General features: G+C 39.4%; 11 protein-coding genes. All 11 read left to right on the top strand.

Annotated elements, in window-relative coordinates; all coding sequences use genetic code 11:
- Positions 1-217 precede the first annotated feature (217 nt).
- The 11 genes from JOC28_RS09305 (at position 218) to JOC28_RS09255 (ending at position 12202) form a co-directional block, all read left to right on the top strand.
- On the top strand, positions 218-934 hold the full coding sequence (locus tag JOC28_RS09305) for a YebC/PmpR family DNA-binding transcriptional regulator (RefSeq protein WP_205010418.1): 717 nt from the start codon (positions 218-220) through the stop codon (positions 932-934).
- A gap of 165 nt (positions 935-1099) precedes the next feature.
- Entirely contained in the window at positions 1100-1786 is a 687-nt protein-coding gene (locus JOC28_RS09300; RefSeq protein WP_205010417.1) for a gamma-glutamyl-gamma-aminobutyrate hydrolase family protein, read from the top strand.
- 117 nt (positions 1787-1903) lie between these two features.
- Complete coding sequence (locus JOC28_RS09295; protein WP_205010416.1) at positions 1904-2692, top strand: amino acid ABC transporter substrate-binding protein; 789 nt, start codon at positions 1904-1906, stop codon at positions 2690-2692.
- A 2-nt stretch (positions 2693-2694) separates the two neighbouring features.
- Positions 2695-3843 carry an amidohydrolase gene (locus JOC28_RS09290; protein ID WP_205010415.1) on the top strand — a complete coding sequence of 383 codons (1149 nt, stop codon included), beginning with the start codon at positions 2695-2697 and terminating at the stop codon, positions 3841-3843.
- 138 nt (positions 3844-3981) lie between these two features.
- Positions 3982-4821, top strand: a complete 840-nt coding sequence (locus JOC28_RS09285) for an amino acid ABC transporter substrate-binding protein (protein ID WP_205010414.1) — start codon at positions 3982-3984, stop codon at positions 4819-4821.
- A 231-nt stretch (positions 4822-5052) separates the two neighbouring features.
- The gene (locus tag JOC28_RS09280; RefSeq protein ID WP_205010413.1) at positions 5053-5940 is read left to right on the top strand and encodes a MetQ/NlpA family ABC transporter substrate-binding protein; all 888 of its coding nucleotides are present in this window, start codon (positions 5053-5055) and stop codon (positions 5938-5940) included.
- Between the two features lie 160 nt (positions 5941-6100).
- On the top strand, positions 6101-7474 hold the full coding sequence (locus JOC28_RS09275; protein ID WP_205010412.1) for a M20/M25/M40 family metallo-hydrolase: 1374 nt from the start codon (positions 6101-6103) through the stop codon (positions 7472-7474).
- Positions 7467-8531 (top strand): methionine ABC transporter ATP-binding protein, encoded by a 1065-nt coding sequence (locus tag JOC28_RS09270; RefSeq protein ID WP_205010411.1) that lies wholly within the window; start codon positions 7467-7469, stop codon positions 8529-8531. The genes JOC28_RS09275 and JOC28_RS09270 overlap by 8 nt, the downstream gene beginning before the upstream one ends.
- Positions 8532-9224 carry a methionine ABC transporter permease gene (locus tag JOC28_RS09265; RefSeq protein WP_205010410.1) on the top strand — a complete coding sequence of 231 codons (693 nt, stop codon included), beginning with the start codon at positions 8532-8534 and terminating at the stop codon, positions 9222-9224.
- 594 nt (positions 9225-9818) lie between these two features.
- Positions 9819-10889, top strand: coding sequence for a GHKL domain-containing protein (locus JOC28_RS10890; RefSeq protein ID WP_205010409.1), 1071 nt, complete (start codon positions 9819-9821; stop codon positions 10887-10889).
- Positions 10890-10903: 14 nt separating this feature from the next.
- Positions 10904-12202 carry a hypothetical protein gene (locus tag JOC28_RS09255; protein ID WP_205010408.1) on the top strand — a complete coding sequence of 433 codons (1299 nt, stop codon included), beginning with the start codon at positions 10904-10906 and terminating at the stop codon, positions 12200-12202.
- The last annotated feature ends 95 nt before the right edge of the window (positions 12203-12297 follow it).

Genomic DNA, 12297 nt, shown 5'->3' with positions numbered 1-12297 from the left:
CGACTTAACAAGACACCTCTACTTTAGCATAAAGAAAAAGTAGTGAGTACTCTCTCCCGTCGGAGATTTCCTCACTACTAATCTTAGTATGTTTTAGTATCTTTTTTTCTGCGACTTCTGTTTTACACATAGGGGCTAAAGTGCTATAATAAAGACGATATTGTCAATAGCTCTGCTATTTTCAAAAGAAAACAAATGATAAAATAGGAGAATCCTCATGGGACGTAAATGGGCCAATATTGTTGCCAAGAAAACTGCCAAAGACGGTGCAACGTCTAAGGTTTACGCTAAGTTTGGTGTTGAGATCTATGTTGCTGCTAAGCAAGGTGATCCAGATCCAGAAACAAATGCTGCACTTCGTTTTGTACTTGAGCGTGCAAAACAAGCACAGGTTCCAAAACACATCATTGACCGTGCTATCGATAAGGCTAAAGGTAATACAGACGAGACTTTCGTAGAAGGTCGTTACGAAGGTTTTGGTCCAAATGGTTCAATGGTTATCGTTGATACGCTTACTTCAAACGTTAACCGTACGGCTGCAAACGTGCGTACTGCCTATGGTAAAAACGGTGGTAACATGGGTGCTGCAGGTTCTGTATCTTACATGTTTGACAAAAAAGGTGTCATCGTTTTTGCAGGTGATGACGCTGACGCTGTTTTTGAGCAATTGCTTGAAGCAGATGTAGATGTAGACGATGTAGAAGCAGAAGAAGGAACAATCACTGTTTACACTGCTCCAACAGACCTTCACAAAGGTATCGAAGCTCTTCGTTCAAACGGTGTTGAAGAATTCCAAGTTACTGAACTTGAAATGATTCCTCAATCAGAAGTGACACTTGAAGGTGAAGATCTTGAAACTTTTGAAAAACTTATCGATGCTTTGGAAGCAGATGACGATGTTCAAAAAGTTTACCACAATGTAGCAGACTTCTAATAAGTCATAAAATGAGGTTGAGACGATTGTCTTGACCTTTTCTTTTTACTGTTTTTTATGTGATAGCTTTCTTTTATCTCCGTGATAAGAAAATGGTATTAGTCAAATCTTGAGAAAAGGTCTAAAATAGGTTTATTGAAAATCAGTGAAAGTGAGGTCGCAAAAATGAAAAAAGTCATCGTTGGAATTACAGGGAATGAAAAGGAAATGCCAGTCATGTCTGGTATTACATTTGATGCGGTCTCACGTCATTTATCAGATGGTGTCAAGGAGGCTGGTGGCATTCCTATCATTATTCCTATTGGCACACCTGATTTAGCAGAGACCTATGTTTCAATGATTGATAAATTGATTTTGTCTGGTGGTCAAAATGTGGATCCTCGTTTTTATGGTGAGGAAAAAGAGACTAGCAGTGATGACTATAATTTAGAACGTGATGTGTTTGAATTTGCTCTTGTCAGGGAAGCTCTTAAACAAGGTAAGCCAATCTTTGCTGTTTGCCGTGGCATGCAGCTTTTGAATGTGGCTTTGGGTGGAACCTTGAATCAGGACATCGCCAATCATTGGCAGAAAGAATTTAAGGGAACTGCGCATGAGGTTATTGTGGAATCAGACAGTCGTGTCAGCCACTTGGTGGCGTCTGGTTCACGTATCAATTCTATCCACCGTCAATCCGTTAAGGAATTAGCACCTAGCTTAAAAGCGACAGCGCGTGATCCTCGTGATGGTACCATTGAAGCCTATGAAAGTAAGGATGGTTCCCCTTTGATGGGCATCCAATGGCATCCAGAATTACTGCTTGAAAAGCAAGAGAGTCAGAAACTTTTCCACTATCTCGTGGAGGCATTATAGAGAGTTGGAGAGATCCAGCTCTTTTTGTGATAGGGCTTGTCTATCTCTTTGATAAAAAATATCTATTTTTCTAAATGCTTGGGGAATGGTAAGATATTAGCAAGTGGGAGGTAGTTTATGAAAAAGTTTTTATTGGGATTGGTCTTGCTATCGGGTTTGCTAGTAACGAATACGGTCAGTGCAGCTGATAAGGAAGTCGTCCTTGCGACTGCTGGTGATATCAAACCTTTTTCTTATGAGAATAAGAAAGGTAAGTTGACTGGTTATGATATTGAAGTCGTAAAAGCAGCTAGTAAATATATGGATGGTTACAAGATAAGCTACAAACGTACAGCTTGGGAGTCTATCTTTGTTGGGATGGATAGTGGTCACTATCAGATAGCAGCTAATAATCTTTCTTATACTGATGAACGTGCGCAAAAGTACCTCTATTCTCTTCCGATTGCTAAAAATCCCTTGGTCTTAGTCGTTCCTGAATCTTCTAAGATTACCTCTTTAGATGATATCGGTGGGAAGACAACGCAGGATGATACAGGGACATCGACAGCACAGTTGATTGAGGATTGGAATAAGGAACACACAAGTAAGCCGTCTACTATTGACTATTCAGGTGAAGATGTTGCGAAACGCTTGCTGGATTTGTCAAATGGAGAATTTGATTACTTGGTGTTTGATAAAATTTCTGTTGAGACAATCATTGAACAAAAAGGCTACGATTTAAAAGTCATTGATTTGGACACTGGTAATAATCCTAACAATTATATTGTCTTTTCTAAGGATAGCGAGGATATGCAGGAGCAGTTCAACCAAGCTCTAAAGACCATGTATGAGAATGGACAACTTGAAAAATTGAGTCAAAAGTATTTGGGAGGTTCCTATCTTCCTGATAAAGCAGAATTGGAGTAATTATGACAGAAGCATTTTATGATAAATTGGCGGCGATTCGCCATGAAATCCACCAAAATCCAGAAGTATCAGAGCGTGAGTACAATACGACAGAATTTCTCAAGGGTTACCTATCTGAACTAGGTATTAAGATTATTGAGACTGATTTGAGAACGGGTGTTATTGCAGAGATTGGTTCTGGCCAGCCTGTTGTTGCCCTACGTGCTGACATTGATGCTCTGCCTATTAAGGAAAAAAATACCTTTGATTATGCTAGTAAAAATGGTGCCATGCATGCCTGTGGTCACGATTTTCATCAGACCAGTCTCTTGGGTGCTGCAGAGCTTCTTAAGGCTAAGGAGGACCAGCTCAATGGTACGCTCCGCCTGATTTTCCAACCTGCTGAAGAGGTTTCTAAGGGGGCCTATGCAGTCTTGGAGACGGGTGTCTTAGATGACGTTTCAGCCATTATCGGCTACCACAATATGCCATTTTTGAAGCCTGGGCAAATCGGCTTGCGCTCCAAAGCTATCATGGCTGCAGTGGAGAAATTCAAGGTAACTGTTAAGGGAGTTAGTGGTCATGCTGCGCGACCTGACTTGGGAGTGGATACTGTTTTGACCATTACAAGTATGGTCAATAATTTACAAGCAATCGTATCACGAACAGTTTCTCCATTTGAACCAACAGTTCTGTCTGTAACTCATATCAATGCTGGTTCAACTTGGAATGTTCTACCTAGTGAGGGCTTCTTTGAGGGGACTATCAGAACCTTTACCAAGGAAAATCGTCAGCATATGCGTCAGCAATTTACTACAATTGTGGAGCAGACAGCCCAGCAATTTGGTGCTCAGGTAGAGATTTCTTGGGGACAGACACCAAATGTAACTTACAATGACGAAGAGTTGACACCGCTCATTTTTGAAAACTCAAAGAAATTTGCGGAGGTTATCGAGGTAGGTCCATCAACTGGTGGTGAGGATTTCGCTGCCTATCAAGAGAAAATTCCTGGAGTCTTTGCCTTTATCGGTGGTAATGGTGAAGAGAATGCACCTGACCTTCATCATGATACCTTTATCGTTAAAGATGAGGCCCTACCAGTTGCGGTTAATTATTTTGTGGAAAATGCTCAGCTTCTTTTAAATTATTTCTCGAAAAAAGCGTCAGAATAGCTTTTAGAAGGAGTGATAAGTTTTCTTTATCAGTGTGATAAGAAAAGAATATTAGTCATCTTTTTAAGAAAATGTTAAGATAGAGAACGTAATAAAAATGATTAATGAGCCTTCGGCTCAACTATAGGAGAAAAAGAGATGAAAATGAAAAAAATTCTCGGAATTACAGGTATTGCACTTGCTTCAGCACTTGTTTTGGCTGCATGTTCATCAAGCTCAAGTAGCTCAAGTAAATCAGGAAAAGAAGAAGTTGTTTTTGCGACTGTTGGAACAACAGCACCATTCTCATATGAAGAAAACGGTGAGTTGACAGGTTATGATATTGAAGTTGCTAAAGCTGTTTTTGAAGGTTCAGACAAGTATGAAGTGACTTTCAAGAAAACAGAATGGTCATCAATCTTTACAGGTCTTGACTCAGGTAAATACCAAATGGGTGGTAACAACATTTCTTACTCAGCAGAGCGTGCTTCTAAGTACCTCTTCTCATACCCAATCGGTGCAACACCATCTGTATTGACAGTCTTGAACGATAGCGATATCACATCATACGATCAAATCGGTGGTCACTCAACTCAAGTTGTTCAAGGAACATCTACAGCAACTCAGTTGGAAGAGTACAACAAAGAGCACTCAGACAACCCAGTTACATTGAACTATACAAATGAAAACATCACTCAAATCTTGACTAACCTTAACGATGGTAAAGCAGACTTCAAGATTTTCGATGCACCAACTGTAAACTCAATCATCAAAAACCAAAACCTTTCAAATCTTAAAACAATTGAACTTGAGTCATCAGAACAACCATACATCTACTTCTTGTTTGCTGATGGTCAAGATGATCTTCAAGAATTTGTTAACGGACGTTTGAAAGAACTTCAAGAAGATGGAACGCTTGCTAAATTGGCAGAGCAATTCCTTGGCAGTGCAGACTACATCCCAACTGCTTCAGATATGAAAGTACCATCAGGTGACTAATAATAGTAGGAGAGGCTGGGACAAGGTCCTAGACCTCTTCTCTTTTTTCGTCCCAATCGCGTTTATTTAGAGAATAATCGTCTATTTATGAGAAAAATAGGTTCAATTCTATAACAAAAGTCAATGGGGTTATAGTTTTTAACTATACATTTCTACAATTATAAACAATTTGATTATTCATAGTAAGCATGAGATAATAGACAAGTAAAATGATTTAAGTGAGGAAATATTATGAAATTGAAAAAAATCCTAGGAATTGCTGGGCTTGCAGCAGCATCAGTTCTACTTCTTGCAGCATGTGGCAGCAAATCATCATCAAGCGACACTAAAACACTTAATGTTGGTATCATGACACTTGATGATACAACTGAGCCAGTTTGGGACAAGGTTACTGAATTAGCTAAGGAAGAAGGTGTGACTCTTAAATTTACAGAGTTCACAGACTACAACCAACCAAATGAAGCCCTTCAAAATGGTGAAATCGACGTCAATGCCTTCCAGCACTACAACTTCTTGAACAGCTGGAACAAGGACAACAACGGTACTTTGGTAGCAGCTGCTGATACTCTTCTTAGCCCTATCCGTCTCTTCTCAGGAGTTGACGGTGATGGCAAAGCAAAATACACTAAAGTCAGCGAGATTCCAGATGGAGCGACTATCTCAGTTCCTAACGATGCGACTAATGAAAGCCGTGCCCTTTACCTTCTTGAAGCAGCCGGTTTGATTAAACTTAGCGTTTCAGGTGAAGAGGAAGCAACGCTTTCATCAATCTCATCAAATCCAAAAAATCTTGACATCAAAGAAGTTGACGCTAGCCAAACAGCTTCAACATTGACATCAGTAGCGGCAGCTGTTATCAACAATGCCTTTGCACAAACAGCTAAAGTTGACTACAACACAACCCTTTACACTGAAGAAGTTAATGACAACTCAAAACAATGGGTTAACGTCATTGCTGCTCAAAAAGACTGGGAAAGCTCAGACAAGGCTGATGCAATCAAAGTCTTGATTAAAGCCTACCAATCAGATGAAGTTGGTAAATTGATCCAATCAGCATCTAACTACATTGATATCCCAGCTTGGGAAGGTGCAACTGTAACAAGTTCATCATCAAACTAAGATAGGCCTAGCTAACAGGGACAGCCTATTGATAAAAGGAGAGAGGTGGAATCGGAAGATTTCGACCTCTCTTGGTTTATCTGGGAATTAATTTCTGGATTTAAAAATCGAGTTAAACTTGCTATCTGGCTATTTTCAGATTTCTGATATAGGAGAAAACATGACATTTTCAAAAGAACAAGAGCAAATCGATAAGTTTCGTAATGACGAGATTGCTCAGCACTATTTTGAGGTTTTGAGAACCTTGATTTCAAAAAAATCAATCTTTGCACAGAATATAGGTCTAGCTGATGTGGCAGGATATCTGGGTGAAATTTTTGCCAATGTCGGTGCAGAAGTAACCATCGATGAGACTTATACAGCACCTTTTGTGATTGCTAAGTTTAAGAGTCCAAGAGAGAATGCTAAGACCATTATCTTTTACCAGCACTATGATACGGTTCCTGCTGACAATGACCAGCCTTGGACAGATGATCCTTTTAAATTAACCGTGCGCAAAGGTTATATGTATGGTCGTGGTGTGGATGATGACAAGGGGCATATCACAGCTCGTTTGACGGCTGTTAGAAAGTATGTCCGTGAAGTTGGTGAACTACCTGTTAATATCATCTTTATGATGGAGGGTGCAGAGGAATCAGCCTCAACTGACCTTGACAAGTATTTGGAAAAATACCGTGAGGATCTCCTACCAGCGGATCTACTCGTTTGGGAACAAGGCAATAAAAACACGGAAGATCAGCTTGAAATCACTGGTGGTAATAAGGGGATTATTACCTTTGACTTGTCTGTTGAAAGTGCCGAGGTTGATATCCACTCTAAATACGGTGCAGTTATAGAATCTGCTTCTTGGTATCTCTTGAATGCTATTTCAAGTATGCGTGATGGTTCAGGTCGTATTCTAATTGATGGCATTTATGACCAGGTTCAAGAGCCTAATGAGCGTGAATTGGATTTGGTAGAGCGCTATGCTATTGAAAATACAGATGATCTGAGACGTTTGTATGGTCTCAAGTTGCCAGTCTTGACCAAGGATCGTCGTGATTTCTTGAAGCGTTATTTCTTTGAACCTGCCCTATCTATCGAAGGTTTATCGACTGGTTATGAGGGGCAAGGGGTCAAGACGATTTTACCAGCGCAAGCTATTGCCAAGATGGAGATGCGTCTGGTTCCGGGCTTGACACCAGCCTATGTTCTTGAGAAAATAAAAGAGCATTTAAAAAAGGCTGGCTTTGATCGTATCAAGGTCACCTATACTTTGGGTGAGGAGAGCTATCGCAGCGATATGTCTGCGCCAGCTATTCTCAATCTTATCCAACAGGCTGAAAAATTTTATGAAAAAGGAATTTCTGTGTTACCGACTTCTGCTGGAACTGGTCCGATGCACATGATTTATGAGGCTTTGGGGGTACCTATGGCTGCCTTCGGGCTTGGAAATCCTAACAGTCGTGACCATGGAGGCGATGAGAATGTCAGCTTGGCTGATTACTACACCCACATTGAACTAATTAAGGAGTTAATTGCAAGTTATGAGTAATGTCATTATCAATCTTGAGAATATCGACATCACCTTTTACCAGAAAAAACGTGTGATTGAGGCGGTAAAGAATGTCTCAGTCCAAATCAACAAGGGTGATATCTACGGTATTGTCGGTTATTCAGGGGCTGGGAAGTCAACCTTAGTCCGTGTCATCAACCTACTGCAGGTTCCAACTGCTGGTAAGATTACTGTCGGTGGTGATGTGACCTATGCGGACGGTCAGGTCAAACTCAGCAGTGGTCAGTTGCGTCAGAAACGCCAGAAAATCGGGATGATTTTCCAGCACTTTAATTTGATGGCTCAAAAGACAGCTTATGAAAATGTTGCTTTCGCTTTGCGTCATTCAGGACTTGGAAAAGAAGACAAGGATCAGAAAATTCGTCAACTTTTAGAGCTTGTTGGTCTAGCAAATCGTGCGGATAACTACCCATCTCAACTATCAGGTGGTCAAAAGCAGCGTGTCGCTATTGCGCGTGCCCTTGCCAATGATCCAGAGATTCTGATTTCTGATGAATCAACATCTGCCTTGGATCCTAAGACGACTAAGCAGATTTTAGCCTTGCTTCAAGACCTTAATAAAAAACTTGGCTTGACAGTGGTTATGATCACACACGAGATGCAGATTGTTAAAGATATTTGTAACCGTGTCGCTGTGATGCAGAATGGTCTCTTGATTGAAGAAGGTTCTGTTCTTGATATTTTCTCAAATCCTAAGGAAGAATTGACCAAGGAATTTATTAAAACAGCTACTGGTATTGATGAAGCGCTTGTTAAGATTGAACAGCAAGATTTAGTTCAAAACTTGCCAAAAAATGCTATCTTGGCTCAGCTTAAATATGCTGGGACATCAACGGATGAACCAATCTTGAACGAACTTTATAAAAACCATCAGGTAACAGCTAATATCCTTTATGGAAATATTGAGATTTTGGATAATACACCAGTCGGTGAGATGGTGGTTGTATTGACTGGTCAAGTGGATGATTTGGTAGCTGCGCAGACAGCTATCTCAGAAGCTGGAATTGAACTAACTGTATTGAAAAGAGGTGTCTAGATGATTGAGTGGATTCAAACCAACCTACCAAATGTTTATGATATTGGTTTAACAGGAACAAATTCTTGGCTGGATGCCATTCAAGCGACCCTTTATATGACATCAATTTCCTTTGTCATCGGTGGTTTTCTAGGTCTAGTTATGGGGCTTTTCCTAGTCCTAACTGGACCACGTGGTGTTATTGAAAACAAGGTGGTCTTTCAAATCTTGGATAAGATTACCTCAGTCTTTCGTGCCATTCCTTTCATTATCTTGCTTGCTATTTTGAAGGGTGTAACCTATTTCCTTGTAGGAACTAACTTGGGAATGACGGCTGCACTGGTTCCTTTGTCAGCAGCAACCTTCCCCTTCTTTGCCCGTCAGGTGCAGGTTGTCTTAGCAGAGCTTGACCGTGGCGTTATCGAAGCTGCTCAGGCTTCAGGTGCGACACTTTGGGATATTATCAAGGTTTACTTGACAGAAGGACTGCCAGAAATTGTGCGCGTGTCAACGGTAACCTTGATTTCCCTAGTTGGTGAAACTGCCATGGCTGGTGCTATCGGTGCAGGTGGTCTTGGTTATATCGCTATCTACTATGGATACAATCGTTCTAACACAGACGTGACCATCACAGCAACCTTGTTGCTCTTGATTTTGATCTTTATCGTTCAATATGTCGGTGATTTCTTGACCAAGAAATTGAGTCACAAATAAGAGTGGAAGCCCCAATTTGGGGCTTTTTTTCATGCATATTTCTTTGATGATAAGAATAAAATGAAAAGTACGAACTAGTTATATTTCTTAAAAAATATTATTTTCTTATTTTGAGATGTTTTTTAGTATTTTTGATAAAAAAATATATAGCAAAGTATAGCGTTGAAAAAAGGATAAATAATCACTTTAAGCCAATATTTCAGGGATTTCACTATGTATTATTAATATTTATGTCAATTTTAAAAAACGGATGTTTAAAATCTTTGATTTATGTTAAAATAGAAAAAGAAAAGAAGAGGAGGTGTGGCTATGATTGACTGGGAAATACTTCGAATGACTAGTGCATTTAATGCTTTTATTACAATTTTTAATTTCTTGATCATTTATTGGATCTATCTGCGAATGACTCGGACTAGGCCAAAATTTTGGTTGACAGCGATTTTGCTGACCCTGGAAGTCTTTTTTATTACGAGCCATCCCTCTTTTAATCTTCCCTTTCTGGATCCCTTGATTTTGTTTATTCTAGCTACTGTTTATCAGAAGGAGATGGACTTAAAAGAGCGGCTGTTTTTTAGTTTACTCCCAGCTGTTTTTGTGGATATTTTTTCCCGCTTTTCAGCCTTCTATATTTTGTCCTACTATTTTGCTAAGGATATCACAGTTGTCAATCAGAATGCCCTCTGGCTTACTTTGTCTTATCTTTTGGTTTTTCCCTTTTATTTTTTTGTGGAATATACGATTTTATTTGATCGATCGCTGTATCACGCGATTACTAGCAAGAAAAAACATTATTACCGTATCTTGCAGCACCTCTGTGTATCAATGGGCATCTATTATGTAGTAGTATATGCCCTTGCATCGATTCAGGACTTAGGATTATGGGAATTAGCTCCGCTGGCTAGGCAGTTCTTGGTTTGTACATATGGAATGTTATTTATCTATCTCTTATCAACTTTAGGGAAATCGGCCCATAAAAATATTGAAGAAAAGATTGCTGAAGAACAGGCAAGACGTATTTCTAATATTGAGCATTATGGTCAGCGTATGGAACAGCTTTATCAGGAAATTCTTGTCTTTGAGGATGATTATAAGGATATGCTGAGGCAACTCAAGGAAAGTTGTGACAGCAATGATATTGAAGTCATTCGACAGACCTATAATCGTATCTTGGGAAAGAATATCGATTATTACTCGAGTAGTCACTTTGAATTGGGGCGTTTGATTACCATCGAAAATAGTGCTTTAAAGAGTGTCTTGTCTGCTAAAATTTTGGAGGCAGAAGAAAAGGGAATCACTATTTCAACAGAATTCCCAGATTTAATTACGGAAACGCCAATCTCCAGTCTAGACCTGGCTATCGTGATTTCTATTCTCTTTGACAATGCTATTGAGGCTGCGCTTGGGACCGAGCAGCCCACAATCCGAATCGCCTTTTTTAAAAATTTTGATAGTCACTTGTTCATTATCTCAAATGCTACTAAGGAGGAGCAGATCAATACTTCTCATATTTTTGAGTTAGGTGTCTCTAGCAAGGGAGAAAATCGAGGACTTGGTCTCTCAAATGTTTCTCAGATTTTGGATGACTACCCGATGGCTATGTTGTCAACCAGCAGCCATAATTTTGAATTTACTCAGAAACTAGAACTTTTGTCCTCAGCTAACTAAGAAGGGAGGTAGCTTTGGCATTCTATCTTTATATTGTGACGGTCTTTGTGACAGAGGTTTTCAATTATGCCATTATTTCAAGGACCTCCTGGAAACAACTGAGTCGGCACTGGCTGATTATCTTTTTAGCTTTTTTAGTAACCAGTCTTAGTCAGTACTATACGTCGATTATCTTTGATCCCATAGGGCTCTTTGTTATTAGCTCTGCTATTTACCCAAATAGTAAAAGAAGTATCAATATTTTCTATGCCATGTACACCTATGTCTTGTCGGATTTTCTGACCTGGTTGATAGTACTCTTTATCTATAAGCCTCTTTTTTCAGTGACAGAGGATATGATTATGGTGAGCAGTTTGATGGTGAGCTTTAGTTATGTGCTGTCAATCTTGTTGCTTTTGATTATTCACCGTCTCTTTAACATGAATTTCTCCCTGATTCGTAAGATTGATAATCGTAATAATCTCATCTTGCTGGTTATTAATCTGGCTATGATTTCTTATTATTTTTTGTCGGAGATATCCTTTATCATACCGCGCTACACAGGGATTGTTTTAGCGATTTCTAAGATAACAAGTAAGTCTGTTTTGATTTTTATCTTCTGGATGCTCTTTTTAACAGCTTCAATCATGCTGAATTACTATTCTAAACGTCGTATGGCAGAGGCTATTAAGTTTGAGCAGGATAAGCATTTGGAGGTCCTGGAGACCTATAACAGCTATATTGAGCAATTTTATACGAATCTTCGAAAGCTTAAGCATGATTATGAAAATATTTTGATTAGTTTGCGTGATAGCATCGAGGTTGGAAATGTCAATGAAGTTAAGGAAGTTTATCAGGATTTAGCTGCAAGAAGTCAGAGCTATTTACAAGAGTCTGATGGCAAAATCATTCAGGAATTGATCAAAATCAATATCCCTTTTATCAAGCTGACGCTTTTGGAGAATAATATTTTGGCTCAGCGTAAGCGTGTCCCTGTTCACCTGCTTGTTTGCCGTCCAATTGATGGTTATGCAACTAACTTGGAAGTCCTGTCATCTGTACTTGATAGACTTTGTAAGCGAGCCATCTATTTGGCTCAGGAAAATTTTTCTGATGTCGAAATCATCGTTGATAGTTTGGAAGATGGCTTTTCTATCTTACTTGAGACCAGGGTTTATCAGGCATCAACGGCTAAAGATTATGTTGATGCTGAGGAAAATGAACAACACCTCATGTCTGATAATCAGGAGTTGAAGGTTGTGCAGCAGAGCTTTATTTCTCAAAATTATTTCATTCAAAAGATGGAAGTTCATCTTTTGGAAGTGACAGATTAAAAGAGGCTGGGCAAAAACGAGCTTCAACATAAAACCACCCAGTGATTTCTGTCTCGAAAACAATCAAGACGAAAGAATCACTGGGTGGTTTTTGA

Origin of the sequence: Streptococcus loxodontisalivarius (assembly GCF_016908645.1) — a bacterium.
Taxonomy (GTDB): domain Bacteria; phylum Bacillota; class Bacilli; order Lactobacillales; family Streptococcaceae; genus Streptococcus; species Streptococcus loxodontisalivarius.
The sequence above is the reverse complement of the archived record's forward strand: the minus strand, read 5'-3'. Positions and strand labels throughout refer to the sequence as shown.

What these genes read in the sequence shown, in the direction of transcription:
- JOC28_RS09305 (WP_205010418.1), top strand. Translation starts at nt 218, where the DNA reads ATGGGACGTAAATGGGCCAATATTGTTGCCAAGAAAACTGCCAAAGAC.
- JOC28_RS09300 (WP_205010417.1), top strand. Translation starts at nt 1,100, where the DNA reads ATGAAAAAAGTCATCGTTGGAATTACAGGGAATGAAAAGGAAATGCCA.
- JOC28_RS09295 (WP_205010416.1), top strand. Translation starts at nt 1,904, where the DNA reads ATGAAAAAGTTTTTATTGGGATTGGTCTTGCTATCGGGTTTGCTAGTA.
- JOC28_RS09290 (WP_205010415.1), top strand. Translation starts at nt 2,695, where the DNA reads ATGACAGAAGCATTTTATGATAAATTGGCGGCGATTCGCCATGAAATC.
- JOC28_RS09285 (WP_205010414.1), top strand. Translation starts at nt 3,982, where the DNA reads ATGAAAATGAAAAAAATTCTCGGAATTACAGGTATTGCACTTGCTTCA.
- JOC28_RS09280 (WP_205010413.1), top strand. Translation starts at nt 5,053, where the DNA reads ATGAAATTGAAAAAAATCCTAGGAATTGCTGGGCTTGCAGCAGCATCA.
- JOC28_RS09275 (WP_205010412.1), top strand. Translation starts at nt 6,101, where the DNA reads ATGACATTTTCAAAAGAACAAGAGCAAATCGATAAGTTTCGTAATGAC.
- JOC28_RS09270 (WP_205010411.1), top strand. Translation starts at nt 7,467, where the DNA reads ATGAGTAATGTCATTATCAATCTTGAGAATATCGACATCACCTTTTAC.
- JOC28_RS09265 (WP_205010410.1), top strand. Translation starts at nt 8,532, where the DNA reads ATGATTGAGTGGATTCAAACCAACCTACCAAATGTTTATGATATTGGT.